The organism is Mesorhizobium sp. CA15 (assembly GCF_020165215.1).
GTDB lineage: Bacteria > Pseudomonadota > Alphaproteobacteria > Rhizobiales > Rhizobiaceae > Mesorhizobium.
Window position 1 is genome coordinate 78,226 of record NZ_JAIUHQ010000013.1, and the last position, 26,903, is coordinate 105,128.

General features: G+C 64.4%; 27 protein-coding genes. 11 read left to right on the plus strand and 16 right to left on the minus strand.

Translation table 11 applies throughout. The features are described 5' to 3' along the window. The first annotated feature begins 119 nt into the window (after positions 1 to 119). Positions 120 to 446 carry a GYD domain-containing protein gene (locus LB515_RS20160; protein WP_176477003.1) on the plus strand — a complete coding sequence of 109 codons (327 nt, stop codon included), beginning with the start codon at positions 120 to 122 and terminating at the stop codon, positions 444 to 446. Positions 447 to 469: 23 nt separating this feature from the next. On the opposite strand, the gene LB515_RS20165 is transcribed toward LB515_RS20160, so the two are convergent. The 4 genes from LB515_RS20165 to LB515_RS20180 all read right to left on the minus strand — a co-directional run bounded on the left by LB515_RS20165 (position 470) and on the right by LB515_RS20180 (position 4,191). After that, positions 470 to 1,213 (minus strand): 2OG-Fe(II) oxygenase, encoded by a 744-nt coding sequence (locus LB515_RS20165; RefSeq protein ID WP_224708744.1) that lies wholly within the window; start codon positions 1,211 to 1,213, stop codon positions 470 to 472. A 261-nt stretch (positions 1,214 to 1,474) separates the two neighbouring features. After that, positions 1,475 to 1,999, minus strand: a complete 525-nt coding sequence (locus LB515_RS20170) for a hypothetical protein (RefSeq protein WP_224708745.1) — start codon at positions 1,997 to 1,999, stop codon at positions 1,475 to 1,477. A 5-nt stretch (positions 2,000 to 2,004) separates the two neighbouring features. After that, positions 2,005 to 2,427, minus strand: a complete 423-nt coding sequence (locus LB515_RS20175; protein ID WP_224708746.1) for an OsmC family protein — start codon at positions 2,425 to 2,427, stop codon at positions 2,005 to 2,007. 231 nt (positions 2,428 to 2,658) lie between these two features. After that, positions 2,659 to 4,191, minus strand: coding sequence for an acid phosphatase (locus tag LB515_RS20180; RefSeq protein ID WP_224708747.1), 1,533 nt, complete (start codon positions 4,189 to 4,191; stop codon positions 2,659 to 2,661). A gap of 220 nt (positions 4,192 to 4,411) precedes the next feature. Here LB515_RS20180 and LB515_RS20185 point away from each other — a divergent pair, with 220 nt between their 5' ends. Together LB515_RS20185 and LB515_RS20190 are read left to right on the plus strand one after the other, a co-directional pair. Then, complete coding sequence (locus LB515_RS20185) at positions 4,412 to 5,665, plus strand: cytochrome-c peroxidase (RefSeq protein ID WP_224708748.1); 1,254 nt, start codon at positions 4,412 to 4,414, stop codon at positions 5,663 to 5,665. Positions 5,666 to 5,803: 138 nt separating this feature from the next. Beyond that, positions 5,804 to 6,055 carry a hypothetical protein gene (locus LB515_RS20190; RefSeq protein ID WP_224708749.1) on the plus strand — a complete coding sequence of 84 codons (252 nt, stop codon included), beginning with the start codon at positions 5,804 to 5,806 and terminating at the stop codon, positions 6,053 to 6,055. Between the two features lie 54 nt (positions 6,056 to 6,109). On the opposite strand, the gene LB515_RS20195 is transcribed toward LB515_RS20190, so the two are convergent. Together LB515_RS20195 and LB515_RS20200 are read right to left on the minus strand one after the other, a co-directional pair. Continuing rightward, positions 6,110 to 6,697, minus strand: a complete 588-nt coding sequence (locus LB515_RS20195) for a dihydrofolate reductase family protein (protein ID WP_224708750.1) — start codon at positions 6,695 to 6,697, stop codon at positions 6,110 to 6,112. 15 nt (positions 6,698 to 6,712) lie between these two features. After that, the gene (locus tag LB515_RS20200; protein WP_224708751.1) at positions 6,713 to 7,600 is read right to left on the minus strand and encodes an NmrA family NAD(P)-binding protein; all 888 of its coding nucleotides are present in this window, start codon (positions 7,598 to 7,600) and stop codon (positions 6,713 to 6,715) included. A gap of 98 nt (positions 7,601 to 7,698) precedes the next feature. On the opposite strand from LB515_RS20200, the gene LB515_RS20205 reads away from it, so the two are divergent. Next, complete coding sequence (locus LB515_RS20205; protein WP_095767125.1) at positions 7,699 to 8,115, plus strand: winged helix-turn-helix transcriptional regulator; 417 nt, start codon at positions 7,699 to 7,701, stop codon at positions 8,113 to 8,115. Between the two features lie 48 nt (positions 8,116 to 8,163). Here LB515_RS20205 and LB515_RS20210 read toward each other — a convergent pair whose 3' ends face one another. The 6 genes from LB515_RS20210 to LB515_RS20235 form a co-directional block, all read right to left on the minus strand. Beyond that, a complete protein-coding gene (locus tag LB515_RS20210; RefSeq protein WP_141245335.1) occupies positions 8,164 to 8,379 on the minus strand; it encodes a hypothetical protein in 216 nt (71 codons plus the stop codon). Between the two features lie 539 nt (positions 8,380 to 8,918). Further along, a complete protein-coding gene (locus tag LB515_RS20215) occupies positions 8,919 to 9,065 on the minus strand; it encodes a hypothetical protein (protein ID WP_095767122.1) in 147 nt (48 codons plus the stop codon). Between the two features lie 150 nt (positions 9,066 to 9,215). After that, on the minus strand, positions 9,216 to 9,449 hold the full coding sequence (locus LB515_RS20220; protein ID WP_224708752.1) for a hypothetical protein: 234 nt from the start codon (positions 9,447 to 9,449) through the stop codon (positions 9,216 to 9,218). 402 nt (positions 9,450 to 9,851) lie between these two features. Beyond that, complete coding sequence (locus tag LB515_RS20225; protein WP_095767120.1) at positions 9,852 to 10,274, minus strand: hypothetical protein; 423 nt, start codon at positions 10,272 to 10,274, stop codon at positions 9,852 to 9,854. Positions 10,275 to 10,878: 604 nt separating this feature from the next. Continuing rightward, on the minus strand, positions 10,879 to 11,442 hold the full coding sequence (locus LB515_RS20230) for a cytochrome c (RefSeq protein WP_095767119.1): 564 nt from the start codon (positions 11,440 to 11,442) through the stop codon (positions 10,879 to 10,881). After that, positions 11,439 to 12,953, minus strand: a complete 1,515-nt coding sequence (locus LB515_RS20235) for a multicopper oxidase family protein (protein ID WP_224708753.1) — start codon at positions 12,951 to 12,953, stop codon at positions 11,439 to 11,441. Before LB515_RS20235 ends, LB515_RS20230 begins: the two co-directional genes overlap by 4 nt. Before the next feature lie 188 nt (positions 12,954 to 13,141). On the opposite strand from LB515_RS20235, the gene LB515_RS20240 reads away from it, so the two are divergent. The 4 genes from LB515_RS20240 to LB515_RS20255 all read left to right on the plus strand — a co-directional run bounded on the left by LB515_RS20240 (position 13,142) and on the right by LB515_RS20255 (position 19,318). After that, complete coding sequence (locus LB515_RS20240; RefSeq protein ID WP_224708754.1) at positions 13,142 to 14,998, plus strand: DUF4396 domain-containing protein; 1,857 nt, start codon at positions 13,142 to 13,144, stop codon at positions 14,996 to 14,998. 232 nt (positions 14,999 to 15,230) lie between these two features. Beyond that, positions 15,231 to 15,695, plus strand: a complete 465-nt coding sequence (locus LB515_RS20245; protein ID WP_224708755.1) for a DUF2231 domain-containing protein — start codon at positions 15,231 to 15,233, stop codon at positions 15,693 to 15,695. A 611-nt stretch (positions 15,696 to 16,306) separates the two neighbouring features. Beyond that, positions 16,307 to 17,833, plus strand: a complete 1,527-nt coding sequence (locus LB515_RS20250; protein ID WP_224708756.1) for a tlde1 domain-containing protein — start codon at positions 16,307 to 16,309, stop codon at positions 17,831 to 17,833. 243 nt (positions 17,834 to 18,076) lie between these two features. Next, a complete protein-coding gene (locus LB515_RS20255) occupies positions 18,077 to 19,318 on the plus strand; it encodes a glycosyltransferase (protein WP_224708757.1) in 1,242 nt (413 codons plus the stop codon). 2 nt (positions 19,319 to 19,320) lie between these two features. Here the strand turns inward: LB515_RS20255 and LB515_RS20260 are convergent, their stop codons facing one another. Further along, positions 19,321 to 20,079, minus strand: coding sequence for a DUF4239 domain-containing protein (locus tag LB515_RS20260; protein WP_224708758.1), 759 nt, complete (start codon positions 20,077 to 20,079; stop codon positions 19,321 to 19,323). Between the two features lie 201 nt (positions 20,080 to 20,280). Between LB515_RS20260 and LB515_RS20265 the strand changes: the two genes are divergently transcribed. Continuing rightward, on the plus strand, positions 20,281 to 21,066 hold the full coding sequence (locus LB515_RS20265) for a ThuA domain-containing protein (protein WP_224708759.1): 786 nt from the start codon (positions 20,281 to 20,283) through the stop codon (positions 21,064 to 21,066). A gap of 103 nt (positions 21,067 to 21,169) precedes the next feature. After that, on the plus strand, positions 21,170 to 22,228 hold the full coding sequence (locus LB515_RS20270) for a Gfo/Idh/MocA family protein (protein ID WP_224524842.1): 1,059 nt from the start codon (positions 21,170 to 21,172) through the stop codon (positions 22,226 to 22,228). A gap of 139 nt (positions 22,229 to 22,367) precedes the next feature. Here LB515_RS20270 and LB515_RS20275 read toward each other — a convergent pair whose 3' ends face one another. The 3 genes from LB515_RS20275 to LB515_RS20285 form a co-directional block, all read right to left on the minus strand. Continuing rightward, on the minus strand, positions 22,368 to 23,090 hold the full coding sequence (locus tag LB515_RS20275) for a 3-keto-5-aminohexanoate cleavage protein (protein WP_224708760.1): 723 nt from the start codon (positions 23,088 to 23,090) through the stop codon (positions 22,368 to 22,370). Between the two features lie 168 nt (positions 23,091 to 23,258). Further along, a complete protein-coding gene (locus LB515_RS20280) occupies positions 23,259 to 24,191 on the minus strand; it encodes a dimethylarginine dimethylaminohydrolase family protein (RefSeq protein WP_224524846.1) in 933 nt (310 codons plus the stop codon). A 30-nt stretch (positions 24,192 to 24,221) separates the two neighbouring features. Beyond that, positions 24,222 to 25,814, minus strand: coding sequence for an amidohydrolase (locus LB515_RS20285; protein ID WP_224708761.1), 1,593 nt, complete (start codon positions 25,812 to 25,814; stop codon positions 24,222 to 24,224). An 82-nt stretch (positions 25,815 to 25,896) separates the two neighbouring features. Between LB515_RS20285 and LB515_RS20290 the strand changes: the two genes are divergently transcribed. Then, a complete protein-coding gene (locus tag LB515_RS20290; RefSeq protein ID WP_095767109.1) occupies positions 25,897 to 26,793 on the plus strand; it encodes a LysR substrate-binding domain-containing protein in 897 nt (298 codons plus the stop codon). Positions 26,794 to 26,903 lie beyond the last annotated feature (110 nt).

Consider the following 26,903-nt stretch of genomic DNA (forward strand, 5'->3'; position numbering starts at 1 on the left):
TCGGCCTACTCCCTTCGAGGCAGAACCCAGCCGAGGTAAAATTGATTCGCGTCGCCGACAGATCGAGCGCTTAGTGCTGGAGCCAACCACTTGATGGGCTCTGGCAAGGGAGGTCAACCATGGCCATGTACCTGACGCGCTTCAGCTACACGCCCGAGACATGGGCGCGAATGATCGAAAACCCCGAGGATCGCCGCAAGGCAGCCAGCTCATACATAGAATCGGTGGGCGGAAAGCTGCACGGGTTCTGGTACGCGTTCGGCGAGCACGACGGCTGGAACCTGTGGGAGGCGCCGGACAATGTTTCGATGGCGTCCGTCGTGCTCGCCATCGGTGCCGGAGGGGCGCTCAGCTCCTGCGAGACCACCGTCCTCCTCAGCGTCGAGGAGACGATGGACGCGCTGGGCAGGGCGAAATCGATCCGTTATCGGCGGCCGGGAGCGTAGAAAAAAAGCCGCCTCGGGGAGTGTCACCTCGCGTCATGGAAGATGATGCCGAGCGTATGTCGCCTGCCCGAGCGCAAGCGGCTAACGCCGTGGCGCAGGTTGACGCGATAGTAACCTCGCGTGCCCTCCACCGGCCGGTTGTGCACGGCGAAGATTACCGCATCGCCGCGCTTGAGCGGCACCACCTCGGCGCGGCTTTGCATGCGCGGGCGCTGCTCGGTGAGCACGAATTCGCCGCCGGTGAAATCCTCGCCGGGCTCGGACAGCAAGATCGCCACCTGCAACGGAAAGGCAAGCTCGCCGTAGAGATCCTGGTGCAGGCAGTTGAAATCGCCGGGGCCGTATTGCAGCAGAAGCGGCGTCGGCTTTACCTGCCCCTCGTCGTGGCAGCGTTTCAGGAAGGCGGCGTGCTCGGCCGGATAGCGCTGGGCAACGCCCATCTTCTCGTTCCAGTCATTGGCAACGGGGGCGAGGCGCGGGTAGAGCGCGGTGCGAAGGCCCTCGATCAGGTCCGAAAGCGGATACTTGAAATACCGATATTCGCCCTTGCCGAAGCCGTGGCGCGCCATCACGACATGGCTGCGGAAATGCTCTTCATGCGGGTAGAGCGCGGCGATATCGGCGCATTCTTCCGCCGACAGCATGCCGGGCATGACGGCACAGCCATGGGCGTTGAGTTCAGAGACCAGCGCGCGCCAATCTTGTGCTGCGACGCGGGATTCGGCGGAGCGGCTGGCGCGTTTGGTGTTGAGGGAATGGATGGTCATGGGTTGGCTCCTTCGCTTGGTGTCAAAGTGGGGCGAAGGATGAGCATCGGCCACCCGATTCCTGCGGGGGTGGGCGCCGGCTTTCCCTTCTCCCCTTGTGGGAGAAGGTGGCCTGGCGCAGCGAGGTCGGATGAGGGGTGCTGGAAGGAATGAGGCGGCGGCGATTTCAATCTTATCGCCAAGCTGGAACACCCCTCATCCGTCTCGGCGCTAACGCGCCGATCCACCTTCTCCCACAGGGGGAGAAGGAGAAGTCGCGCCTCACTGCCTCCGATACATCTCCAGCTCCGGATCGAGATCCACCTTCACCGCATTGGTGAATACGCAGGTCGCCACCATGATGCCGGCGAAGGCGGTGAGGTTGACGAGCAGCGTCTCGTCGTAGCGCGCCTTGAGTGCGGCCCAGGTTTCTGCCGGGACGGCATTGGCATCGGCGGCGATTGCCATGCCGAAGGAGATCAGCAGCGTCTCGTCGGCGGTCGGTTCGATCGCTTCGGGGTCGAGCCCGTTCTCGATCAATGCGCGGCGAAAGAACGTCACGGGAATCTCGGCGCGCATCGTTTCGGCGACCGCTTTCGACAACAGCCAGATGGCGCGGTCGTCGAGTGTGGGCTTGAGAAGGTCGCGCAGCGTGAACCATTCGGCGTAGATGCGGTGGGCGGCCGGCGAGTGGAGCAGGATGCGCTTCATGTTGGTCATGCGGCCGCGCAGCGCGAGCTCGCGGTCGTGCTCGGCGCGGATGTCGTCCGAGGCGGTCGCGTAGTCGATCGACGAAAGATACGCCATTGCGCTCACCCCAGCGTGGAACGAAGCGCGGGCGCGCCGCGCAGCGTGTTGGAGACGGTGCAGATGTTTTCCGCGTCCGCCAGGATCCGTTCTTTCATTGCGGTATCAAGGTCGCCGGTGATCTCCAGTTTGACGATGAATGCCTCGACCCGCGAGGGCTCGTCCTTCGCCTTCTCGCCGCTGACATCCGCCCTCACCTCGCCGAGCCGGTCGGCGACGCCGAGGCGGGTGGCGGCGATGCGGGCGCTGAGCACCATGCAGGCGGCTAAAGAAGCATGGAGCAGGTCGAGCGGGCTGAAGCCGGGCGCGCTGACCTGCGTGACCACATCGACGGTGCCACCGGTCGGGGTGGTGACCGCTGGCAGGCCGCCCGGCGGCAGGACGGCAAGCGCGCCGACGTTGCGGGTCCTGATTTTCAAGTCTGCCATCGTGTCGCCTCCAGTTTGGAGGCCATTGATAGCGGACGGGAATTCACTGAGGCAATCGCCGAGGCAGGCCTTGGGCGATTGGCGTTTCCTCGCCTCCATGAAATGGGGGAGAGGTGGCTCGGCGAAGCCGAGACGGAGAGGGGGAGCGCCCTGCGAAGCCCCCTCGCCGTCCACTTTGCGGACACCTCTCCCCCGGCTCTGGCGGGGGCGAGGAACCCGGGTTCTGAGAGGCTACTTCGTTAGGTCGAGCGCCGCCGTCAGATCGCCCATCGGCGGCTGGTCGTTGTTGCGCAGCGCCTTGTCGCGGGCGACGATGCCGGGCAGCACAGGCAGGTCGTAGCGGGCGGTGATGAAACGCAGGATCGAGGTCGTGTCATACTGCGTGTGATCGACCATCCCCATCTTCGCATAGGGCGAGATGATGAAGGCCGGGATGCGGTTGCCCGGGCCCCAGCGATCGGCCTTGGGCGGCGCGACATGATCCCAGAAGCCGCCATTCTCGTCATAGGTGACGACCACCAGCATATGCGCCCATTGCGGGCTCTTCTCCAGATGCGCGACGAGGTCGGCCAGGTGCTGGTCGCCGGAGGTCACGTCGGCATAGCCGGCATGCTCGTTGAGGTTGCCCTGCGGCTTGTAGAAAGAGACCGCCGGCAGCTTGCCGTCATCGATCGCCTTGATGAACTCAGTGCCGCCGAGCCCGCCGTCTTTGAGGTGCTCGGCCCGCGCGGCCGTGCCCGGCGCATAAGCCGCGAAATAGTTGAAGGGCTGGTGGTGGAACTGGAAGTTCGGCACGGGCGTCGCGTTCTTGCCGTCGAGCGCCGCCTGCCAGGCGCCCGAATACCACGCCCAGGAAATGCCCTTGAGCGACAGCAGATCGCCGATCGTGATCTCGTGCTGCGGCGGCAGCGTGGTCGGCTGCGCCGGATCGGCCAGCGCCTTGTCGCCACCCTCGGCCGGCTTGTTGGCGCTTGGCTGGTAAGGCGGCTGCATGGTGTTGACGGCGTAGAAGTCGGGCGTGATGGCGCCGTCATTGGCGAATTTCGGCACGCCGCCCAGCGCCGAGGGCGGCGAATTGTCGGCCGGTTTCAGCGTCACGCCATCCGGCTCGACGACGGCAATCTGGGCCTTCACCGGGCTGGTGTCGGCATTTGGATAGTAAGGCACGCAGGCGCAGGCCAGCATGAAATGGTTGAGGAAGGAGCCGCCGAAGGCGCCCTGGAAGAAATTGTCCGCCAGCACGTATTTTTTGGCGATCGCCCACATCGGCAGGATCGAGCCGTCATAATGGCCCATCACCAGCGCGCCGGAATCGGCCCAGGCGACGAACTTGTCGTTCCGGCCGCCGTCGATCTGCATCTGCTCCTGATAGAAACGATGCCACAGATCATGGGTGATGACGCCGGTATTCTCGTTGAAGCCCTTGGGATCGTCGATGGCGAATGTTGCATTGGGCAGATGCGCGCTCTGCGCCTCCGTCACCGCCGGCGTGACGCCCTTGCCGGTCAGTCCGCCCCAGGCCGGCGGCAGTTCGGAAAGCGGCTTGCCGTCGCGGTCGAGCTGGCGCGCCTGGTCGGGCGAAACGTTGGCCAGGCCGTTCGCGCCGGGGAAGCCGCCATAAAGGTTATCGAAGCTGCGGTTCTCGGCGTAGATGACGACGACGGTGTCGATCTTGTCGTAACCGGCAGGCGCCGCTTGGGCAGCAGCAGAGAACGATGCCAGCGCCGTGGAGGCGAGGCAAAGGGAGAGAAAGGACCGGATCATGGAAAATGCCTCGTGGCTTGGGAATGGCTGGAGGACGGCAATGCAGGAACGCAACACTGCATCAATGCCCAGCTACTTCGACGCCTTGTCACCTTTGTGACAGTTCGGCCCCGGCCGAACACGGTTTCGTGAGCGGGAAGACCGGTCATCAATCCGTTGCACTCGATCCTTACGCCGCCAAAGGAACCGGGCGGAGAAATCAGGGATATCGCCGAAGACGATGGGACATCGGAAAAATCACGCGATCGCCATTGCAGCGGCCACGATCGTCGCCTCCACCACGCCCGCCAACACCGAGGAGCCATCCGGTGTCCATCCCGGCCCGATGACGCGGCAGGAAGCCTTCGCCCGCGCCGAGGCGCTGACGGCGCTGGGGCGACAGATGTTCTTTGATCCGTCGCTCTCGGCCTCAGGCAAGCAGGCCTGCTCGTCCTGCCATGATCCCAACCACGCTTTCGGGCCGGCCTCGGCGGCGCCGGTCGAAATGGGCGGAGCCAATCTTGACCAGCCAGGCGTTCGCGCCGTGCCGTCGCTGCGCTACCTGCAGGCGGCGCCCGCCTTCACCGAGCATTTCTACGACTCCGAGGACGAAGGCGACGAAAGCGTCGACAATGGCCCGACAGGGGGGCTGACCTGGGACGGCCGCGCCGACCACGGCAAGGACCAGGCAAGAATCCCGCTGCTGTCGTCCTTCGAGATGGGCAACAAGGACGCGGCCCAGGTGGTCGCCAGCCTGCGCAACGCGCCTTATGCCGGCGCCTTCAAGGCAGCCTTCGGCCCCGATGTCTTCGACGATCAGCAAGACGCCTTCGACGCCGCTGTGGAAGCGCTGGGCACCTTCGAGCAGAGCAGCGCCGATTTCTATCCCTATTCCAGCCGCTACGACGCCTTCCTCGCCGGCAAGGCGCAACTTTCCGCGCAGGAATTGCGCGGCCGCGTGCTGTTCGAGGACGCAGCGAAGGGCAATTGCGCGAGCTGTCATCTCAGCGAACCGGCCAATGACGGCGAGCCGCCGCAATTCACCGATTACGGCCTGATCGCGATTGCCGTGCCGCGCAACCCGGCGATCCCCGCCAATGCCGAGCCCAATTATGTCGACCTCGGCCTGTGCGGTCCGCTGCGCACCGATCTCAAGGACCGCGCCGAATATTGCGGCCTGTTCAAGACGCCGACGCTGCGCAACGTTGCCTTGCGGAAAAGCTTCTTCCACAACGGCTATTTCCACACGCTGCGCGACGCGGTCGCCTTCTACGCCAGCCGCGATACGGATCCCGGGCGCTGGTATCCGAAGAAGACCGACGGCACGGTCGACAAATTCGACGATCTGCCAAAGGCTTACTGGGGAAACCTCAACACGGACCCGCCCTTCAATGGCAAAAAGCCCGGCGACAAGCCGGCGCTGACCGATGCCGAGATCGACGACATCGTCGCCTTCCTCGGCACGCTGACCGACGCCGACCAGGCGGGGCAGTAGGGCAAGCCGCCAAGGAGATTGGTGGCTTGCAGCCGCAGCGGTGCTATCCACCGTAAATGTGTGCCAATGTGAACCACGTCATAGGAACGCCAAGTCGCGCCTGCTATATTGCCCATCTCTTCACAGATGGAGTCTCCGATGAGGTTCGTCCCGGTGCAGGAGCCGCCTGGCAGCAGCTGGACGGTGTTCGATGCGGCCAATGGCGCGCCGGCCGAATATGCCGGCCGGGTGCTTATCGGCCTGACATCGTGCGAAGCCCGCTGGTTTGCCGCCGTGGGCAACGGCCGCGCCGCTTGGCAGCGGTCCATCACGCCAGGCGTGCAGCTGCGGCTGGTCAGCGGGGGCGGTTGCCAAGCCATCCGGGAAAGGCATAGCCAGACAGGTAGTTAGGAAGCCGCGCTGCCAGATTGATTCAGGCAGAGCGATCTCCCATCGATTGCCTTCTCACCTCGCCGGCGCATAGCGGCTCACCACCATGCCGCAGGCATAGGGCTTGGAGCCGAGGAGCCTCAGCCTGCCAAAGCCGCCCTTGTCGAAGATGCGGCGGCCACTGCCCAGAACGGCCGGATTGATGAAGAGCTGGAACTCGTCGACAAGGCCGGCGGCGATCAGCGCCGAGGCGAAGCCGGCGCCGCCGAACACGGCGATGTCGCCGCCCTCGCCTTGCTTCAGCGCGTTGACCTCACGCGGCAAGTCGCCGCTTACGACGCGCGTTCGTTCCCAGCGCGAGGCCCCGAGCTTATCGCTCGCCACCACCTTTTCGGCCTCGACGATGCGCTGGGCGAAGGCAAAGAAGCGGTCCTTCGGATATTTCCTCGCCGCGTTGCCCCAATGGGTCAGATAGCCTTCCTCAGCCATCTTGCGGCTCAACAGGATGGTATCGATGGTCGTGAAAACGGCGTTGAAGTCCCGTTTAAGCTCCTCGTCCCAGGCGCTGTCGTCGCCCCACTCCCAGAGTTGCCAGCGACGGACCTCGTCGGCGCCGACAAAACCGTCGACCGATATCTGCATCTGCAGGATGAGCTTTCTCATGTCCGGTCTCCCTGGTCAGGAATTGCTGCCTGTGACGACTCGCGCCGCGGCGGGCGAGCGGGCGAAAGCCTGCGCCCAGGCTTCGAAGCTGGTCGGGGCGGCATTTTCGGCTGAGGGTGCTTCCAGCGCCCAGCGCTCGCCTCTGTTGAAGCTTGCCGCCGTCTCGCCCAGCGCATCGGCAAAACTCGCCGATATGCCATTGGCGACCATACCGGCCCGCGCATCGGCGAACGGCGCTTCATGGTAGGCGACCTCCTTGCCGATCGCCCTGCCCAGGATCGCGGTAGCCTGTTCGAGCGTATAGGAGCCGCCGCCGTGCAATTCGACAACGCGCTGGATCGGAAAGTGTTCGGCATTCAATAGAGCGGCGGCGCGTTCGCCAACGTCCTTGGCGGCAATCAGCGGCATAGGCAGGTCGCCGCGGAAGGGCGAGGCGAAGACGCCGGACGCCGCCTGCTCGACGAAGCCCATGCCCTTGATGAAATTCGCCATGAAGAAGGAGGCGCGCAGATAGACGAGTTCCTCAAGGCCCAGTGCGGCAAGTCGCTCTTCCATCAGCGCGGCGCCAAGCGACGTACCCATTCTGAGATGGGCATTGAGGCCGCTGAGCAGCACGATCCGGCGCAGGCCCGCCTTGGCGATGGAAGATGCCAGCCGTGCGCCGACCTCGTCCTCAAAACGATGCAGATCGGGCGCGGTGACATCGAAGGGGATCATCACGTAAGCGCTGTCGGCACCCGAGAAGGCGGCGTCGAGCGCCGCCTGATCGTCGAGTGCGACGCCGAGGCTACGGGCGATGCCGCGCACCTTGTGCCCTGCGCCGGTCAGTCTGGCCGAGACCTCGGCGCCCACTTCGCTCGTTGCGCCGACGACCACCATCGTACGCTTGACTTGCCGGCTCACATCGATCTCCTCTGATCAAATGATTTACTTCTGGAACCATTTGACGCAAGGCAAGAACGGTGTCAATAGTAAAGTGATTTAAAAATGGAACCATACTGATGTCGACCAAGGAACGATCCGGCTGCCCGATCAGCCTCTCGCTCGAACTGCTCGGCGACCGCTGGACGCTGCTCATCATTCGCGACCTGGCCTTCGCCGGGAAAAGGCACTTTCGCGAGTTCCTGCAATCCGACGAAGGTATCTCGTCGCGCACGCTGGCCGAGCGGCTGCAGACGCTGGTCGACGAAGGCATCCTCACCCGCAGCGACGACCCGAGCCACGGTCTGAAGGCGATCTACCGGCTGACCGAGGCCGGCATCGACCTTTTGCCGGTTCTGGCAACGCTCGGCGCCTGGGGCAGCAAATACCGCAAGGCCGACGATAAGTTGGCCCGGGTCGCCAACGATCTGGCGGCCGGCGGTCCGCCGGCGCTTGAACGGATGAAAGAGAGGCTCAGAGCCGAGCACCAGGGATAGGTCTGTTCCGACCTCAGCGATTGGCGTGGTCCGGCTACCCCTCGCCCGTCAACGAGCCCGCCCGTGTGGGAGCGGTCCGACCGGCTCTTCGGCAGGCGGCTCGCCCGGCAGCCCCAGTCGCAGCCGCTCCTCCTCGGCGAAGATCTCGGCCTGCGCGTGAATGTCGAACACTTGCTGCTTCAGCCTGCCGCCGTCGACGACGCGCACGATCCATTGGCCATTAACGGTTTTTACGCGGACACTGTCTGGCTCGCTTGTTACCATATACAGCTCCTGCTCTTCATTCGAAGAACTGCCTATCTCCTGTCCACAATACAATCTAGCGCGCCTGGAATTGCCGAAAAGCGTGGCTTATTATTCTTTAGTGCAAGAGCACCCGCCGTTATTCGACATATTTGCGACGTTTCACGAATAAAAGCGAGCATGGCGGGCGAAGGCATGCCCTTGCGCCTAGGTGCAGCCGAGTTCGACTTCGACATGGCGTTCGGTCTGCGAGACGATGCAGTAACGGAATTCGAAGGTGTCCGAGCGGTACTGTAGATTTAGGCAGTGCGGCAGTTGGCCGTGGGCGAGCGCGGAAGAATTCGCCGCAGGCGGCGGCCCGGCAGCCTTTGGGGGGGTGATACTGGGTTCGGCGGCCGGGCCTGACCGGAGTTTGCGAGGCCGCCGGCTGCCACCAGCATGCGCTTGGGCCCGGCCAAGGACAAGAACGACCTAGGCCCTAGGACCAAAGCTGCAAGGAGGATGGTCGAGACGACAATTGCGCTTGGACCGACTGGAATAGTGTGCCGAACGCCGCCGCGTCAAAAGCCGAAGAAATGCCGGCCGATGAGATAGCCAAGCGCCGCGACGAGCAGCGGAAACAATGCCGGCGCGGCCTTGCCGAACAGCGAGGGGTTCATCTCCTTGGCAGGAGCGCTGGGTTTGGCATTGCCGAGGTTCTTGGTCATGGGCTCATTACCGGTTGGGGCTAGGGTAATTCCGGACGGAAAACCGTGACACACTTTTCCTTGAATTGGGCTCCAGCTGCCGGCTGAGCCATTAAATTAGAGATTGCTTATTAAATTTCCGGCAAGCCCAAAACTACAATTCGCGGCAATTTATTCCGATTGCTGGGTACGCTCGGCAAGCGCGAAGGCCTGAAGGTTGCGCGACTTGCCGGGATCATGGTCGGCGTTGGCGATAATGGCGTGGAAGGCCGCGCGGGCAATATCCCTCTTCTTGGCGTCCGGGTGCAGTTTTCGCACCGCCTTGAGCAGGTCTTTCGGTTTCATATCGGGGGTGACGACGCGCATCAGCGTATCGCCTATGGCCTGCAATTCGCTGGCATCCATAATGATGAACCCTGCTTTAGCGCATCCAGCCTAGCATATAGCGGTGAGAGCGCGTCATTTTTGTGATGCCCCTGGCGGACTCGGAGCCGCCTCTCTCAGTATCGCGAGGCGGCGCCAAGCCGCCGGCAGACGCTACGGCGGCCTGGAGGGGATTGTTCACAATGCGTCCATGTCGCCGCGGTCATCGACCGGCTGGCCCTTGGCCCCGCCGGCGCCGCCTTGATGGAGGCGGCGCTCCGCAATGTCTCGCAAGCACTGACCTTGGGCGCACAACTCAGCGGCAAGACGAGGTTGGTCCCTGGTTCGGTTAAGGCGCGCCTCGCGCATCGTCTTCCGCGCGAATTTTCCCAAGCCTCGGCTGGACTGGCGTGGCAACCGATCGTCCGGCCGGATGCCGTCCTGCTAGGCAGGTATCAAGACTGCGATGCGATGCACGCCCACCTCCTTGCTTGTATTCGTCGCCTCGTCGGTCTTGCCCTTGGAACAGGTGTACATGTCGCCTTCCTTGAGCTTGAATTCCTTGTCCTTTTTCTTGATCGTGAAAGCGCCCGACGTAATCGTGCATACCATGTCGTTGTCCATCACCATTGCGGGCGCGTGCGCTCCGGGCTGGAAGACCACGTCGACAATTGAAATGCTCTTGTAGGCGGGAATGTCGGAATTGCCGGTGCCGACCTCAACCACTCTGATGCCGGGCGCTATCTCCTTGCCATCCTTCGGACCGTATTTCTTGGTCTTTGCGGATGCCATCAGGGTGAACAAGGGCGTGACCGCGGCGGCCGTCATGCTGAGAGCAATTGCAGACCTGCGATTCATGGTTTTCATCGCATCCTCCCAATATGTTGGCTACGCACGAAAGTGCGTAATCGTTATATATTAGCACAGACGCAAGTATGATGCTGGGAATTCGGAAGCGCAGGCCCGCACCGTGTTGGTTAGGAACATTCCGCTAAAAGCAGCGTCCTGACGTGGTTCGGCCAGTCCGTTGGTCGGCGCGGCGTTGGGAACCCCGGCATTGTCGCCGAGTTTAGAGTCCAAGGCGAATTGCTATGGAAGACAGACCGCCAGCCGAAAACCCGAGAAGGACCCTCGTCACGGTGCTGGCAATCTGCGTTCTCATCATCGTCCTATTTTTTATCGGCTTCAAATTTTCGGGACCTGACCAGGGCGCTCTGATCGTGCCCGGGGCAGTACAGCAAGGCAGCAAGTGAATGACTGGCGAGCACCAAGGCCCGACCAAGCTAGGGCGAGCGCCTAGCAATCCTCGACGATTTCGCCCGGCTGCGAGGCCAGTGGGGTCGGGCTGACTGCTCTGTGCCGCAAGAGCTCGCCCCGCGTGCGGCGAGGATGACTTCTTTTGGGGCAAGCCGACTGCCATCGAACCCCTCTTCGCCTCGCCCACAGGTCCTGCAACTGAACGCATCCGGCCTCATTCGATTTTCCGCCGGAACTTCGAATGGCAGGTCGTGCAGTCCTGCAGAATGAGGTGCAGGAGATGCTCCGCCGGCATTTTTGCGGGATCGGCCTCGGCGACGCCCGGGCGCTTGCCAAGCAGGCTGCCGCCATCTGCGGGCGGTCCCGTCATTCGCATGTCGGCAGTAATCTCGGCGGGCGCGTTCCCGGCCTTGGCGGCGAGCGCATCGGCAAGCCGGCCGATATGGCGGGCGAGCGCCTCGAACTCCGGCCGGGCCTGGTCGATCTCCCGTTTGGCGGCCGACGGCGCGCCAACTGTGCCCCGCGGGAATCCTGCAATCAGAGCACCGCCGGTGCGGGCGCTGAGTGTGCCCGCCGCTGCCTTGAAGGCCGCCCGCTCATAGGCGCGCTTGCCGTCGAACATCTCGGCAATCGCCTTGGCTGCGGCGGCCATCTCCTTCATCGCGGCCTGGCGCGTCGTAACGATCGCGTTGTCCGGGTCCCGAGCCAGCGACGGTGCGGCTACCGGCAACACGGCGAGGGCCAGCACCGCGGCCGCGCAAACGATGCCAGACCTCATGCCTGCACGTCGACGACGCCCATCATACCCAGCTGCTCATGCTCGAGGATGTGGCAGTGATACATGCGCGTCCCTGGCCGCTCCTGGCGCGTGACGAGCCGCACCGTCTCCCCGCGCGCCACGTTGACCGTGTCCTTCCACGCCAGATAGGGCGGCTTCGAGACTTTGCCGTCGCGCTCGCGCTCGATGAGCTGGAACTGTGTGCCGTGGAGATGGAAAGGATGGTCCATGTCGGCCTGGTTGACGATCTCCCAGAGCTCGGTGTCGCCGGCCCTGGCGACGATATCGACACGCCCCATGTCGAACGCCATGCCGTTGATCAGAAAACCCATCTCCATACCGGTGGGCTTCATCGCCATGATCTCGGTGAAGACGAGACGGCGGCTAACCGTCGGCTGGCCAAATCGCGCGATCGGCCGCAGCCGCTCGGGCAGCGGCGGCATCGGCTCGGCCTGCGTGTCCGAGACGTCGGCCGTCAGCAGGGCGAGCCCCTTGTCCTCCGGCCGGCCCGGCCCCATCCAGCCGCGGTCGTAGTCGAGCGTGGTGAGGATTGCTGTCCCCGGCTTGTCGAAAGCGACGACCAGCTCGACGCGCTCGGCCGGGCTGAGCAGGATCTCGTCGGCCGCCACCGGCGCCTCAATCAGGCCGCCGTCGCTGCCGATCAGCGTCATTGCCGCGTTGACGAAAGCAAGCCTCAGGAAGCGCGCATTGGTGGCATTGTAGAGCCGCAAGCGCCGTTTCGTGCCCATTGCCACGGCGAGCCGCGGGTTCTTCTGGCCGTTGACCAGCACGTGATCGCCGACGCGGCCATTCATCATGTCGGTCATGGTGTTTTCGGGCATTGAACCGTCGGCGGCGAGGCGAAGGTCGGTTAGGAAGAGCGTGGTGTCTCCATAGGCGGCCGGGATCGGATCGGCCTTGGCCTTGGCCTTGACGAGGAACGCACCGGCAAGGCCGCGATAAACCTGCTCGGCCGTCCGACCATGCGGATGCGGATGATACCAGTAGGAGCCGGCCGAGCCTTCGGGCAGTTCGAAGGCGTAGACACGGTCGGCGCCCGCCGCCACCGGGTCCATCGGATTGCCATCTTGGTCCGCCGGCACCGGCATGCCATGCCAGTGGATGGTGCTTGGCTCGCCCTCGATCCGGTTCGAGAAGGTGATCTCGACGCGGTCGCCCTCCTGGGTCTCGATCAGCGGTCCTGGGCTGATCCCGTTATAAGCAAGAATCGGCGTGTCCCGGTCGGCGGCAAAGCGCGCCGTGGCCGACTCTGCTGTCAGCCTCGCCTTGAGCAGGCCGGGCCCGGCTGCTTCATTCGCCAGCAGCGGCAATTCGCGCAAGGGCTGGTTCTGGGGCAGCGCCACGGGGCCTTGACCCATCGCGCCCATGTCATGGCCGGCATGGTCCATACCGGGCATGTTCGACATGTCGTCCATCTTCATCTGCGCCAGCGCGCGCGGGCTCGCCAGAACCGTCGCCAGGCTTGCCGCCAGAAAACCGCGTCGATGCATTTTTCGCTCCTCGATCTCGATTGAGAGCCCGCCGCAGGCCTCGCCGCCGACGCTAAGGGTTCCAGTCGCTGGAAGGTCAAGCTCGATCGAAGGCTGAGCCGCAAATTCCGCAAGATGGATCGTAGTGGCCTCGGCCGCGTTCATCCGCGGGGATGCAACCAGCCGTTTCATCGAGCAGAGGCCACATCATGCTCCTCCAACCGATCGATTATTTCCTCGTTGCCTGGTTCGTGCTCGCGGCCGCTTCGACGCTCTATGTCGGGTTCGACCAATACCGCAACAATCCCGAGCCGGTGGTGATGAAATGGGGCTTCATCCTGGTGACGCTCTATATGGGCCCGCTCGGCCTGCTGCTTTATGTGCTGGCCGACAAGGAACCGCGCCCCGGCGAGCATGAGGCCTTCACAAAGCCTCTTTGGAAGCAGGGCATCGGCTCGACCATTCACTGTGTCGCCGGCGACGCCACCGGGATCATCCTTGCCGCGGTCGTCACCGCCACGCTCGGCCTGCCGATGTGGCTCGACCTCATCGTCGAATATCTCGCCGGCTTCGCCTTCGGCCTGTTCATCTTCCAATCGCTGTTCATGAAATCGATGATGGGCGGCAGCTATTGGGAGAATGTGAAGAAGAGCTTCCTGCCCGAGTTCATCTCCATGAACTTCATGATGGCCGGCATGGCGCCGGTCATGAGCTTCCTGATGATGGGCCGCGACATGCGCGCCATGGAGCCCACCGAACTTCTGTTCTGGGGCGTGATGTCGCTGGGCGTCATCGCCGGCTTCACGCTGGCCTATCCCGCCAATGTCTGGCTGGTCGCGCGCGGCCTCAAGCACGGGCTGATGACCGAGCGCCCGCAACCGGCCGAAGCGAGCGGGCACGGCCATGCCCGGCAGGGCCACGAACCGGCGGGCGAACAGCGCGCCGCCGGCCATCACATGCGCTCTGACGCGACCACACCGCAAATCGCGGCGCTCGGTACGGTTTCCGCTCTGGCCCTGGCGATCGGCATGGCGGCGCCTGCGAACTGGCTGAACCTCAGGCTCTCGGCCCGCGACGTCGGCGGAGTGATCATGCCCCAGGGCATGATCATGGATCGCGACACACCGGCCGATACCATGCGCGACATGGCGGCGGCCGATCCTCGGCTGGTGAGCGCATCTTACGGTCTGGCTGCGAAGGGCGACCAAGACCTGCCGTTCCGCATGGAAAACGGCGTGAAGGTGTTCGAGCTGAGGCCGTCGGTGATCCGCTGGCATATCCTGCCGGACGTGACGGTCGACGCCTATGCCTATAACGGTCAGATTCCGGGCCCGCGCATCCATATCCGTCAGGGCGACCGGGTGCGCATCAACGTCACCAACGCCTTGCCGGAGGAAACAACGGTGCACTGGCATGGCCTGATCCTGCCCAATCAGATGGACGGGCCGGCCGAGATCACCCAGGCGCCGATCGAGCCCGGGCAGACCTATTCCTACGAGTTTACCGCCACCCAGCACGGCACATACTTCTATCATCCGCACGCCAAGCCCGACCGCACCCAGGCACTCGGCCTCTATGGCGCGCTGATCATCGATCCCGCCAATCCCGCCGACGAGGTCGCCGCCGGCCACGATTACGTCATCGAGCTGCAGGAATGGCTGGTCCGGGAAGGCTTGACCTATCCATCGATGCCGATGGACGGCGGCATGCCGAACTTCTTCACCATCAACGGCAAGGCCTATCCGTCGACCGATACGATCCATATGAAGGTCGGCGAGACGCTAAAGGTCCGCTTCATCGGCACCAACAACGGCTTCATACACCCGATGCACATCCATGGCGGCCCGTTCGAAGTGGTCGCCCGCGACGGCGAGACGATTCCCGCCGCCGCACGTTTTCTTGCCGATACGGTCAATGTCGGACCGGGCCAGCGATATGACGTCGTCTGGACAGCGAGGCGTCCGGGCAAGTGGCTGATTCACTGCCACATCCCGCATCACACCACGAATAACAATGCCGAGGAGAAGGGCGGCGGCGGTCTGATGGTCGTCATCGACGTTCGCTGATGAAGACCGAACCGTCGGTCGGCTACATTGGGACCGAACCGAGCACCGAAAAGCTTCTGCCGACAAACAGCCGAGCTTCGCGGTTCATTGGCGCAAAGACGTCGGCGCGGCGCCGCGAGCGGCCGGCGCGCAATGGAACATTCCACCGCCGCCGGGGTTTCATGTTCTCTGTCGCGGCTGGCCAGCTCCGTTGGGCAGGGTCAGTCGGCCCAGCTAGCTTGGAGGCGTCGCCATGACCCACTATCCGCGCAGCACGGCAAGCATCGGCGGCCATCCGATCCACCCGATGCTGATCCCCTTTCCCATCGCGTTTTTCGTCGCCACCTTGGTCTGCGACCTGATCTTCTGGCGAACGGGCAATCCCGGTTGGGTGACAGGCTCCCTGTGGCTTCTCGGGGCCGGTCTGATCATGGCGGCCCTGGCCGCTGTTGCCGGCCTGACTGATGTGCTGGGCGATGACCAGGTCCGCAATCTTCGGGATGCATGGCTTCACGCCGGCGGCAATGTGATTGTCGTCCTGATCGAGCTCTACAACTGGTATTCGCGCTATGTTCATGGCGCGGCTGCGGTCATTCCGGTCGGTCTAATACTGTCCCTGCTCGTGGTCCTCATTCTTCTGTTCACCGGATGGAAGGGCTGGGAGATGGTCTATCGGCACCATGTCGGTGTCGCCGACAGCCCTGACGAACGGCGCTGACGTTCCCGGCTTTGTCGCTGCTCGGTCGGCAACCAACCCCACGGTAACGGCAAGGCCGCGAGAGTCGGTTGGCGTTCAGGTCGCCCGCAGTCAGCGGGTGGCTTTTTAGGGCGATCCTCGCAATAAGGAGACCGCGCCGGCCGCAGGCACTCCCCAAAACCTGGTCCAAAGGTTTTGCGACTGGCTTGTTCCGCAATTCTTCAGATCGTCGCATTTTGACCCCAATCGGCCTCTAGCCGGCTGGAGATGCTGCGGTTCCAGCCTTCACGTTTTCTTGACAGAGGCCGGAAAAACGGGCAGCAAAGCGGGTGAGGAAGAGCATTTTTACCGTGGCATAGATCATGGAGGGCTCTTTTTTCGTATGGACCGTCGCCAAATCGGCGATTGGTGGAGGGATTGGTTAACCAACTTTGTCCATCTTTTGAATCAATCGGCAACAGACGCGTGAAGGTGCAGGGGGCACCAGCGAACTGTGATCGTGACGGGTGCCAGGTCCGCAAACCGGCATGCCGATTGAGAGTGGTCGTATGGCGTTTTTGCGTTTGAAGAACCGGGGTGACGCTCCTCATGGGGGGGTAACTTCGCAAAAGTCTGGTCATCGTTGGGTCGTGGTGCCTGCTGTCGGCGCCGCCCTCGTGCTGTGGTCCGCCGCCACCTTGGCGGGGCTCCATTCGGTGAGCGCCTCGCTGAGCGCCGCTTCCAACGGATTGCCGCAAGGCCTGCTTTCGCCCCGCAACATCGCGCTTGGCGACCAGCGCCGGCAGATCGCCAACGCCTGGGCGCCGCACCTTGCCGTCAATGGCGGCTACAAGGCAGGCTCGCTCACCGGCGGCTGCGACTCCGGCTGCTTCAGCCTCGCGACAAGCTTCAGGCATGACGGCCAAGCTCCTGAAAAATTGAAGAAAGAAGGCCACGCCGGCAAGACGGCGCGCCTCAAGCTGCCGGCGCCGGATAGCGTCGCGCATGAAAACGTCGTGGTGGCTTCGGCCGCCGGGGCCGTCGACCGCTTCGACGGCGTTGTAAAGCGCGCCGCGCTTTCGCCGCAAAAGCTTGCCGATGCCTTTGCCCGCGCCGAGAAGGCGCCGTTCCTGCTGGCCAGCCTGCCTACGGCGAGCCGCTTCGGCGGCGCGCTGCCGGGAGCCCCGGCGGAAGCCCGCTTCGGTTCGCGGCCGGCCGAAATCGCCGGCGCTTCCGACTTGGCGCTGGCGCTTGCCAACATAGCGCCGGAGGACACGGCCGACCTTCCGACCGCCGTCGCGCTCGAAAACGCCGACGCGCCCAATGTCACCGCCAAACCGGACAACGGCAAGGATGGCGCCTACCAGGTCGCCTCGCTGCCGCCGCAGGACGATCTGCCCGACACCATTGCAGTGCCCGGCCTTCGGCCGCGCGCCACGCTCGAACGCGCCACCGAAGCGCCCGAAGAAAACGCCGCCAGGACGCAGAAGCCCGAAGCCGCGAAGCCGCAGGTTGCCAAGGCCAAGCCGCGGCCGGCCGCTGCCGATACCGCGCAAGGCGCACCGACGGCGGTCTCGCCGAGGAACGGCGACCAGGCCCTGCCGGGCGTGACAGACTCGAAACCGCTCGTGACCGACTCCAAGCAAGGCAAGCGCAAGGCGCAGGCGTCCGAGATGCTCGCCTATGCCAAGCCCGACACGCCGGAGCGCGGCGGACTCGGCAGCGCGTTCCGCAACCTTTTCAATGGACCCACGACGGGCAATGGCGTTGCCGTCTACGATATTTCGGCGAGGACCGTTTACATGCCCGACGGCTCGAAGCTGGAAGCGCATTCAGGGCTGGGCTCGATGGTCGACCAGCCGCGCTTCGTCAACCGCAAGAATGTCGGCCCGACGCCGCCCGACACCTACAATCTGTCGATGCGCGAGTCGCGCTTTCACGGGGTCGAGGCAATCAGGCTCACGCCGACCAGCGGCAACAACAAATATGGCCGCAACGGCCTGCTTGCGCACACCTATATGCTGCGCGGCGGCCGTGCGGAATCCAATGGCTGCGTCGTCTTCAAGGACTATCACCGCTTCCTTGCCGCCTACAAAAACGGCAAGATCAAGCGTCTCGTCGTCGTCCCGCGCCTCACAAGCTCCCCCACCCGGGTCGCCCAGGAAGGCCGCCAGGGTTAAACCCTATCCGGCCGGCGAGCTTGTCGCCGGCACTGGCCGATCCCCACTTGCCGATCCGAAAGGCTTCGCGCCGATGCGCGCGGATGCTGGTATGTCGTCGCCGCTTCGAATTGCGATCGCGACCTCAACCGAGGACGCAACAACGACCCTTCCCAGAAGGTAGATATGGCGCAGCCCGGGCTTGCGGCAAGCCCCCGGCCATGGCGTATCAACGCTGCTCCGAAAAACGACACGGAGCATGGAATGCGTATCTTGTTATCGACTTACGGCTCGCGCGGCGACGTCGAGCCTTTGGCGGCGTTGGGCGCAGCGTTGCAGGCGCATGGCGTCGAGGCCAGGGTCAGCGCACCGGGCGACGAGGAGTTTGCCGCCCTTCTGGCCCGCGCCGGCGTGCCGCTGGCACCGGCCTTCGCGCCGGTGCGCGAATGGGCGAAGGAAATGGTCAACCGGTCGCGATCGGCCTCGCCCGAGGACCGGGCCCGGCTCATTTCCGGCCAGGCGGCCGAGATCGTCGCCAGGCAATATGAGGCGCTGAGCGCGGCCGCCGAAGGCTGCGATGCAGTGGTGGCGTTCGGCCTCTTCCCGTCCTGCGCGGCCGCGCGGCTGGTCGCGGAACAACGCGGCATGCGCTACATGTTGGGCACGTTCTGCCCTATCTGGCTGCCGTCGCCGCACAACCGGCCGCATGAATATCCGGGCCATCCGCTGCCGGCCGGCGTGACCGACAACCGGCTGCTGTGGGAGCTGGACATCCGGACCAAGGACGCCCTCTTCGGCGAGGCGATCAACGGCCATCGCGCATCGCTCGGACTGCCCCCGGTGGAAAATGTCCGGGACTATGTCTACGGCAATCCCGTCCTGCTCGCCTGCGACCCGACGCTGGGACCATGGCCGGGCTCGGACCTGATCGACGTCGTGCAGACCGGCGCCTTCATCCTGCCGGACGAGCGGCCCCTGCCCGACGGGCTCAAAGCCTTCCTCGATGCCGGCCCGCGGCCGGTCTATGTCGGCTTCGGTTCCATATCGGTCGCGAGCGAAGCCGGCCCCGCCGCCATCGAGGCGATCCGCGCCAAGGGCCTCCGTACGGTGCTCGCGCATGGCTGGGCAGAGTTGGGCCCCGTCGACGATCGCGACGACTGCTTTGCCGTCGGCGAGGTCAACCAGCAGGCGCTGTTCGGCCGCGTCGCCGCCGTCATCCATCACGGCGGCGCCGGCACGACCGTCGCCGCCGCACGGGCGGGAGCGCCGCAGGTGATCGTGCCGCAGATCGGAGACCAGCCCTATTGGGCAAGACGGGCGGCCGAGCTCGGCATCGGCGCCGCGCATGACGGTCCGGTGCCGACGGCGCAGTCGCTGTCGGCGGCGCTGGAGACGGCGCTGGCGGCCGGCGCTCGCGCGAGCACTATCGCCGGCATGATCCGCACCGACGGCGCCAAGGCAGCGGCGAGACTGCTGGTCGAATTGCTCGGCCAGCCCGGCCGGTAAACTCATTGCGTCGTCAGTTCAGCCAGCGCCCGTTGCAGGGGCGCTGGCGAGACCTGGATCGGGCCTGAGAACGGACTGTCCATGTCGACGATCAGATAGATCGCCGCGGCGACCAGCGCCCCGGAAACGAGGCAGGTGAAGACGATGGTGCCGTTGCGCGGCGCCCGGAAGCCGAAGCTGGCGAAGATCAGCGTCAGCCAGGCGACGAGCAGAACGATCAGTGGAGCGGGTATGGCGCCCTCAGACTGTTCGGCCAGTATCCAGCGCTGCTCGATCAGCTTCTGCAGTTGCTGTGTCGCGGCCTGTTGTGCGGCGGTCTGCCTGGCATCCGCCGGCGTCAATCCCGCCAGAATGTCGCCGACCTGGTTGAGCAGCAGTTCCGCCAACCTGTTCGGGACGACGGTCGTGTCGCTGTCGGCGGCAGAGGTGTCGACTACGCGCTGGACGTATGCGGTCAGCGATTGCCGGGCACTGTCTGCTTCCGGTCCGTAATGTCGAAGCGTTCGATCAAGCAGGATGAGATCGGTGGCGAAGGTGTGGACGTTACCGTTGATGGCCTCGAATGTGTTCTTGGCTGAATTGATCATCAGGCCGAGCATAAGCGACGACATCACCACGAACAGGTTCGCGGCAAGCCGCACCACCGCGCTGGTGTCGTCCTGAAGGTGGTGAGCAGGGAAACGCTCGTGCACCATCAGGCTGACCAGCGAGGCCCCGGCCAGACAAGCAAAGATCGCTGCGCCTACAAGCACTTCGCCCATGGCCAATATTGCGCACGGGAAGGGAAGCTTGCCAATCGGCCTCGCGAACTCATCATCCAGCGCGAAGCAAGGAGCGTGGCGGCGCAGACCACAGGATGATGACTCCACCGGCATTCACCGCATTGCGAAAACCGCTTCCAATACCGGGCTAAGGCGCTATCTATGGCGCGGGGCGGCTCCCAATCACTCACGAGGCAATCCATGACAATTCGCGCTGTCGTCTGGGGCGAGAACATCCACGAGCGGACCAATGAGGTGGTGGCCTCGATCTATCCGGAAGGCATGCACGCGACCATCGCCAAGGCGCTCTCCGCCGACAAGGCAATCTCCGCCTCGACCGCGACGCTGGAGCAGCCGGAGCACGGCCTGCCCCAATCCCGCCTAGCCGAAACCGACGTGCTCGTCTGGTGGGGTCACAAGGACCATGGCGCGGTGGCCGACGAGGTGGTCGAACGCGTAGCGCGCAGGGTCTTCGAAGGCATGGGGCTGATCGTGCTGCATTCCGGCCATTTCTCGAAGATCTTCAAGCGGCTGATGGGCACGCCCTGCACGCTGAAGTGGCGCGAGGCCGGCGAGCGCGAGCGGCTCTGGGTGACGAGCCCAAGCCATCCCATCGCCGAAGGCATCGGCGAGTTCTTCGAGCTCGAGAACGAGGAGATGTATGGCGAGCAGTTCGCCGTGCCGGAGCCGCTGGAAACCGTCTTCATCTCCTGGTTCCAGGGCGGCGAGGTGTTCCGCTCGGGCCTCACCTACCGGCGCGGCGCCGGCAATGTCTTCTACTTTCGCCCCGGACACGAAACCTATCCGACCTATCACGACGCCACCGTGCAGAAGGTGCTGCGCAATGCGGTGAAGTGGGCGCACAACCCGCAAGGGGCGAAGCCCGCCATCCTCGACGCGCCGAACGTGCCGGTGGAAAAGGCGCTGGAGCCGATCGAGGAGCGCGGGCCCAGGCTGCATGCGCATGGCGAGGCCGGTTTTCGCTAAAAAGCGCCTCTCCGCTTCGTTTGGGATTGCGCCAAAACAGCGCCCGGGTCACATTTCCCCCCCCCGTTATTGAATCGAACCAAATCGCTCAAAGGGACAAAAAATGCGGCTTTTGATACTCGGTACCGGCTGGATGGCGCAGGAACATGCCCGCCGCTTCGGCGCGATCGAGGGCGTCGAGATCGTCGGCGCCGTCGATGTCGATGCGGCCCGCGTCGGCGAATATGCCGACGCCTACAAGATCCCGAAGCGCTTCACCTCGCTGGAGGCGGCGCTCGACTGGGGCGATTTCGACGCGGTCGCCAATGTCACGCCCGACCGCATCCATCATCCGACCACCATGGCGCTGGTCGACGCCGGCAAGCCGGTACTGTGCGAGAAGCCGCTGGCGGAAAATTTCCGCAAAGCCAACGAAATGGCCGATGCCGCAGAATCCGCCGGCATCGTCAACATGGTCAACCTCACCTATCGCAACGTCGCCGCGTTGCAGAAGGCGCGCCGGATGGTGCAGGCCGGCGAGATCGGCACGGTGCGCCATGTCGAGGCGTCCTACCTGCAGAGCTGGCTGGTGTCGAAATTCTGGGGCGACTGGCGCACCGATCCGAAATGGCTGTGGCGGCTGTCGCGCGGCCACGGCTCAAACGGCGTGCTCGGCGATGTCGGCATCCACATCCTCGATTTCGCCAGCTATGGCGCGGCGCTCGATATCGACCATGTCTTCTGCAGGCTGCGCGCCTTCGACAAGGCGCCGGGCAACCGCATCGGCGAGTACCAGCTCGACGCCAACGACAGTTTCGCCATGACGCTCGACTTCGCCAACGGCGCCTTCGGCGTGGTGCATGCCAGCCGCTGGGCCACCGGCCACATCAACGAGTTGCGCCTGCGCATCCATGGCGACAAGGGCGGCATCGAGGTGGTGCACAATCTCGACGGCTCGATGCTCAAGGCCTGCGTCGGCGAAAATGTCGAGAACGCCAAATGGGAAGAGCTCGACGCCGGCACCGTCCCGACCAACTACCAGCGCTTCGTCGAGGCGGTGAAGAGCGGCGCGCAGACCGAGCCGACCTTCCGCCACGCGGCGGGTCTGCAGAAGGTGCTGGATCTTGCCGTTGTGTCGGATGAGAAGCGCGCCGAGTTGAGGGCCATCGCGGATACGCAGTAGCGCTTTCCTCGCCCCGCCAAAGGCGGGGGAGAGGTGTCCGCGAAGCGGACGAAGAGGGGGTCTTCGTAGGGCGCTCCCCCTCTCCGTCTCGGCTTCGCCGAGCCACCTCTCCCCCACTTCGTGGAGGCGAGGAACAAGATCACCGAGCGCGGTAAATCGCCACCGCCGCAGCCACCAGCGCGGCGTTGCCGTCCGCCACGCTTCCATCCGGCAATTCCTTGCCGTCCTCCAGCCCGACCCGCGTCGACACCTTCCGCGCGGCCGCCCTTTCCACGAACGGCCAAACCGTGTCGTTCTCGCCGTGCAGCAGAATCGAGCGGTGGATGCCGGCGCGTTCCAGCACAGTCTCGATGCCATCTGCCACGGCAAAGGCTTCATCCAGCGCCTGCTCGGAAATCTCGACCAGCACGCGCAGCACCCGCCCGCCATGGTCGAGACCGACGAGACGCTCGGCGTCGGCAATGGAAGCGAGCCCGGCTTCGATGGCGATGCCGCGCTGGCGCAGGCTTTCCACGACGACGGGCGCCGCCGTCTCGCTGAGATTGACCGAGGCATAATCGGGCAGCTCGCGCCAGCCGGAAATGGCAACCAGCGTGCGCAAATCGTCCTTCTCGATCCAGGCGCCGGTGGAGACGCCGATCAGCGTGCCTGGACAGGCGCGGCGGAGTGCTGCGACCGTGCTGTCCATCGCCTCCGGCGCCAGGCTCTCCCGACCGTCGGCGCCGCGCGTGTGCACGTGCAGCTCGGCCGCGCCCGCCGCGATCGAGGCTGCGGCGTCGCGCGCCATCGCCTCGGGATCGAGCGGCAATGCCGGGTGGAAGTCGGCGGCTCGGGCGCCGTTGATGCAGGCCTGAACGATCATCTTTGCGGCAATCCTGTTTCGGCTGGCCGGAGCCTAGCGCAGGGCCAGAATGATCGGAACGGATATGGCGAAGTCTCCTGACAGGCCGAGCCTGCAAAGAGAAATACCCTGGCCCGACGGCCAGGGGATAAGCTTTCATCGCCGGCAACTGCCGAGGTTCGAAATCGATTATGCCGGCACGCGCTTCAGCGCCTGCGCCATGCAGTGGATGCCGCCGCCGGTCTTGGAGATCTCGCTCATGTCGACGGCCGCGACTTCAAACCCGCGCGCCTTCAGCTGGCCGATGAGGCTCTGGCTGGAAGTCGGCGCGATCACCCTGTCCTTGCCGAGCGACATGAAGTTGCAGCCGAGCGCCATCGTGTCCTGGAAGGGCACGTCGATGATCTCGTGGCCCTTTCCCTTCAGCCAGTCGACAATGCCTGGCTCGGTGCAGGCGAGGCAGACGGCGGTGAGCTTCTCGGCGATCGGCACCACCATCAGATCGATATGGACGTAATATTCGTCGATGAAGGCGAGCCGCGTCTCCCAACCTTCCTTATCGAACCAGGCCTGCACCTGACGCGCGCCTTCTTCCTGCGTGCGGGCACCGCCGCAGCCGATCAGCACCACGCCCTCCTCGATGACGTTGAAATCGCCGCCCTCGAAAGTGCCGGCGGTCACCATGTCGTAGATCGGAATGCCGAGCTTTTCATAGGTACGGATGGCGGCATAATTCTCACCGCGCCGCCACCAATTGGCCATGGCGGTGATGAAGGCGCCATAGGGAGTCATGACGCTGGAATCGCGCGAATAGACCTGCATCGGCAATTCCGGCGTCGGCTCGTGCCAGTGGATGTTGACGCCGAAATGCTCGTAGGCCGCGACAAGGTCCTTGTGCTGCGCCTGCGCGATCTGGATGTTGCAAGGCGCCTCGCGCAGATGCTTGCGCGACAGCGAGCTGGTCGACAGGTGGCGCAGAAAGTTCGGCGAGCCGAGCAGCACGTCGGTCAGCACATCAGTTTCGTTGGCGAAGCCCCAGGCGGTCAGCGGCTTGGTGCCGCCATTGGGGTTGCGGCGCTGCAGCGAGAACGGCTCGGCGATGATGCGGTCATGGACAGTCATAGTGTTCTCCTCGGGATGGTTTGTTTCGTGTCATGAGATCGAAGCGGCCGGGATCCACCAGTCGCGCCCGCGCGGCGTGGTGACATATTCGGGCCAGCGGAAGTTGATCGGCGGTTCGTAGTCGCAGAGCGGCGCGATCCAGTTCGAGCCGCCGACGCCGCCGCCGGTTCGCTTGACGAATTCGTCCATCGCGGCGTCGCGCGCGGTCTTGTCCTCGAGCAAGCGCAGGGCGGTGAGCGCAACCGTCTTCGCGGCGCAGGTGACCATCGGGTCGATGGTCGCCGGAATGCCGCCCAGCGCATTCATCGCCCAGGCCGGATAGGTGTAGCCGGCGGCTGCGCGCAGCGCCGGACGGGCGATGTAGAAACGCGATGTCGGCGCATGCCAGCTCATGTCGGTGTAATCGTCGGAAGTGGAATTAACCTGCGATGGCGGCAGATCGCGGCGCAGGATCGCTTCGGCCTCTTGCGGCGAAATCAGCTGTTCCAGCTCGTCGATGAACGGATTTTCCGTCGCCTCGCCGCCTGCATTGACCTGGACCTCGCGGGCGATCGCCCTCGCCTCCTCGCTCCAGCGCGGCGCGCCGACGATCGAGAGTGACTGATAGGTGATGTCGGCCATGGCGTGGTTGGCGAGACCGGGTCGCGACTTCGACACCCAATGGCGCTCGTAGCGGCAGCCGCTCATCTTCGCCGCGGCTTGCGCGTTGCGGTCGAGAACGGCAGTCACCTGCTCGGCCATGGCAATGGTCGGCACGCGGATCATGTACTGGATCTCGGCAAGGCCGGCCGGAAGGTTGTCGGCGGTCGCCTGCCCCGCGGTCAGGATTGCCTCGCTGATCGACCAGCTGCCTTGATGCGTCAGCATGGAATCGCGCAGCGCCTTGGACGCCATGTACATCATCATCAGCGCGTCGTTGGCGCCGGGCGCCCTGACCGCCGAATGCGCCTGCGGGATGGGTGCTGCGTCGCTGGCGCGAACCCAGTTCTCCGGTTCGTCGCAGATGAAGCGGTAGATCATCGCATAGGCGGCGCCGCAATGCGTGTCCCAGCGCGCGGTGTTGCAGAGCGGCAGCATGTAGAAGGGATGGAAGGAGATCATGCCGGCAAGGCCGTCATAATAGCCCTTGGCAGCATGGATAGGCTTGGAGCCCCGCACCTTCTCGGCCGGCTCGCCGGTGAAGCGCAGCGTGCCTTTGATGCCGTGCTCCAGCATCGCCGCCTTGGTGGCCAAAAGCCCGCCGAGGCTGCCGATGCCGAGGCCCGAATGCGGATCGGTATGGCCACCCGCCTCCTGCCCAAGGCCCGGCCGCGCGCGTTTCACCGTCGCTGCGTCCTGGCAATTGCCGGGCACGGCGTCGTATTCGCCATACATGCCGATCACGGGGCCGTCGCCATTCGTCCAATGGGCGCAGAAGGCAGTGGGTATGCCGCCCGAGCCTTCCTCGATCGAAAAGCCTTCGCGCTTCAGCCGTTCCACATACCAGGCCGCTGACTGGTACTCGCGCCAGGCGGTTTCGCCAAAGTCGAAGATGGTGCGTGTCCAGGCCGAGAGCAGCGGCTGGATGCTGTCGATGCAGGCTAAAGCGGTTTCTTGCGCCGAGGTCGTCACCGGTTTGTCCATGCCTAAAAGAAAGCAGTGAAGCCGCGCATCAAAAAGTGATATGTTTTCCCGGTTCGTGCAAATTCGGTTCACCTGAGGCCTCTTGCGAATACCATCCACGCAGGCGCTGCGCGCCCTCGACAGCTTCGCCCGTCACGGCAGCGTCTGGCGCGCCGCCGACGAACTCCACCTCACCCGCAGCGCCGTCTCGCATCAGTTGCGGCTGCTCGAGCGCGACCTCGGCTTCGATCTCCTGCAGCGCATCGGCAAGGGCGTGGCGCTGACGCCGCGCGGCCAGCGCTACGCGGCCGACGTCCGAAAGGCGCTGACCGTGCTTGGCGATGCGAGGACTCAGAACAGCGGCGCCGGCGTCGGCGGCTCCTTCGCTATCTCCTGCCCGCCGGGCTTCGCCTCAATGTTTTTGTGCACGCATATCGGCGAGTTCCAGCAGATGTACCCGGACGTGACGCTCTCGGTGCTCACGCCGCGGCGGCTCGACGATGTCAGCAATCCGGATGCCGACGCCTTCATCGCCTTCGGCGTCGGCAACTGGCCGAACCGGGCGGTGGAACTGCTGTGCGAGGTCTCCTTCACGCCGCTTTGCAGCCCGAGACTGCTCAACAAGGTCGGCGGTTTTTCCAAACCCGCCGACGTGCTGCGCGCCAACCTCCTGCATCTTTCCGACACCGAGGACTGGGCGCGCTGGCTGGCGCTGTCCAAGGTGGAAAATCCCGATACCGAAGGCGGCATCTTCTTTTCCGATATGAATCTGGTCTTTTCGGCGGCAATCGCCGGCCAGGGGATTGCGCTCGGCGACGAGCTGACCGGCCGCCAGGCGCTGAGCGAAGGCCGGCTGGTCAAGCCGTTCGAGGCGACCGTCCCGTCGCCGCGCTCCTATTTTCTGGTCTTCGAGCACGCCAAGGCGGGGCACCCGGTGCTCAATGCCTTCGGCGACTGGCTGAGGGCGAAGCTGTCGGAGAGCAGTCTGGCTAAGTATTGAGTTTGGCGCTCCCGCGTCGCCGCTCCGCACCACGCGTGAATCAAATTTGCCGATCAGGCGAAAACTATTCGGTTGCGGTGAGCCGCAGCCGTGCCTACGATTTGGCTTGA

Excerpts from the sequence above, each read along its gene's own strand:
- LB515_RS20195 (WP_224708750.1), bottom strand. The coding sequence starts at position 6,697 with ATGAGAAAGCTCATCCTGCAGATGCAGATATCGGTCGACGGTTTTGTC.
- LB515_RS20215 (WP_095767122.1), bottom strand. The coding sequence starts at position 9,065 with ATGACCAAGAACCTCGGCAATGCCAAACCCAGCGCTCCTGCCAAGGAG.
- LB515_RS20170 (WP_224708745.1), bottom strand. The coding sequence starts at position 1,999 with ATGGCGTATCTTTCGTCGATCGACTACGCGACCGCCTCGGACGACATC.
- LB515_RS20255 (WP_224708757.1), top strand. The coding sequence starts at position 18,077 with ATGCGTATCTTGTTATCGACTTACGGCTCGCGCGGCGACGTCGAGCCT.
- LB515_RS20245 (WP_224708755.1), top strand. The coding sequence starts at position 15,231 with ATGACCCACTATCCGCGCAGCACGGCAAGCATCGGCGGCCATCCGATC.
- LB515_RS20285 (WP_224708761.1), bottom strand. The coding sequence starts at position 25,814 with ATGGACAAACCGGTGACGACCTCGGCGCAAGAAACCGCTTTAGCCTGC.
- LB515_RS20165 (WP_224708744.1), bottom strand. The coding sequence starts at position 1,213 with ATGACCATCCATTCCCTCAACACCAAACGCGCCAGCCGCTCCGCCGAA.
- LB515_RS20205 (WP_095767125.1), top strand. The coding sequence starts at position 7,699 with ATGTCGACCAAGGAACGATCCGGCTGCCCGATCAGCCTCTCGCTCGAA.
- LB515_RS20190 (WP_224708749.1), top strand. The coding sequence starts at position 5,804 with ATGAGGTTCGTCCCGGTGCAGGAGCCGCCTGGCAGCAGCTGGACGGTG.
- LB515_RS20265 (WP_224708759.1), top strand. The coding sequence starts at position 20,281 with ATGACAATTCGCGCTGTCGTCTGGGGCGAGAACATCCACGAGCGGACC.
- LB515_RS20275 (WP_224708760.1), bottom strand. The coding sequence starts at position 23,090 with ATGATCGTTCAGGCCTGCATCAACGGCGCCCGAGCCGCCGACTTCCAC.
- LB515_RS20220 (WP_224708752.1), bottom strand. The coding sequence starts at position 9,449 with ATGGATGCCAGCGAATTGCAGGCCATAGGCGATACGCTGATGCGCGTC.
- LB515_RS20210 (WP_141245335.1), bottom strand. The coding sequence starts at position 8,379 with ATGGTAACAAGCGAGCCAGACAGTGTCCGCGTAAAAACCGTTAATGGC.
- LB515_RS20280 (WP_224524846.1), bottom strand. The coding sequence starts at position 24,191 with ATGACTGTCCATGACCGCATCATCGCCGAGCCGTTCTCGCTGCAGCGC.
- LB515_RS20180 (WP_224708747.1), bottom strand. The coding sequence starts at position 4,191 with ATGATCCGGTCCTTTCTCTCCCTTTGCCTCGCCTCCACGGCGCTGGCA.
- LB515_RS20185 (WP_224708748.1), top strand. The coding sequence starts at position 4,412 with ATGGGACATCGGAAAAATCACGCGATCGCCATTGCAGCGGCCACGATC.
- LB515_RS20270 (WP_224524842.1), top strand. The coding sequence starts at position 21,170 with ATGCGGCTTTTGATACTCGGTACCGGCTGGATGGCGCAGGAACATGCC.
- LB515_RS20240 (WP_224708754.1), top strand. The coding sequence starts at position 13,142 with ATGCTCCTCCAACCGATCGATTATTTCCTCGTTGCCTGGTTCGTGCTC.
- LB515_RS20230 (WP_095767119.1), bottom strand. The coding sequence starts at position 11,442 with ATGAGGTCTGGCATCGTTTGCGCGGCCGCGGTGCTGGCCCTCGCCGTG.
- LB515_RS20175 (WP_224708746.1), bottom strand. The coding sequence starts at position 2,427 with ATGGCAGACTTGAAAATCAGGACCCGCAACGTCGGCGCGCTTGCCGTC.
- LB515_RS20235 (WP_224708753.1), bottom strand. The coding sequence starts at position 12,953 with ATGCATCGACGCGGTTTTCTGGCGGCAAGCCTGGCGACGGTTCTGGCG.
- LB515_RS20260 (WP_224708758.1), bottom strand. The coding sequence starts at position 20,079 with ATGGGCGAAGTGCTTGTAGGCGCAGCGATCTTTGCTTGTCTGGCCGGG.
- LB515_RS20160 (WP_176477003.1), top strand. The coding sequence starts at position 120 with ATGGCCATGTACCTGACGCGCTTCAGCTACACGCCCGAGACATGGGCG.
- LB515_RS20225 (WP_095767120.1), bottom strand. The coding sequence starts at position 10,274 with ATGAAAACCATGAATCGCAGGTCTGCAATTGCTCTCAGCATGACGGCC.